The organism is Pseudomonas sp. HY13-MNA-CIBAN-0226, from assembly GCF_040310305.1.
GTDB classification, from domain to species: Bacteria; Pseudomonadota; Gammaproteobacteria; order Pseudomonadales; family Pseudomonadaceae; genus Aquipseudomonas; species Aquipseudomonas gregormendelii.
Genome location: NZ_JBEOPS010000454.1, coordinates 1 through 252 on the forward strand (window position 1 = coordinate 1; position 252 = coordinate 252).

Genomic DNA, 252 nt, shown 5'->3' on the forward strand with positions numbered 1-252 from the left:
GCATTGCTCTGGGGTATAGGCGGGATAAATAGCTTGCAGGCGACGAACCAGCAAGCCGGTACGCGTGGCTCCGCGCTCCCCGCTCAGCGGGTAGCCCAGCCGTCCATTGGCAAGGCGCATGGGTGACTTGAACCAGGGTTTTATCGGCTGCAACTCCAGCGCAGTCCGTGTTTGCTCAGGGTGGTTGTGCACATGCTGCGCGAAGTCATTGCGCAAGCCCCGGTCGGTCTTCATCAAGCCAAGGGCATGCTG

General features: G+C 61.1%; 1 protein-coding gene. It reads right to left on the bottom strand.

Annotated elements, in window-relative coordinates; translation table 11 throughout:
* Positions 1–252 (bottom strand): hypothetical protein (locus tag AAEZ05_RS29485; protein WP_350650169.1); only part of this gene is annotated, 252 nt, incomplete at both ends.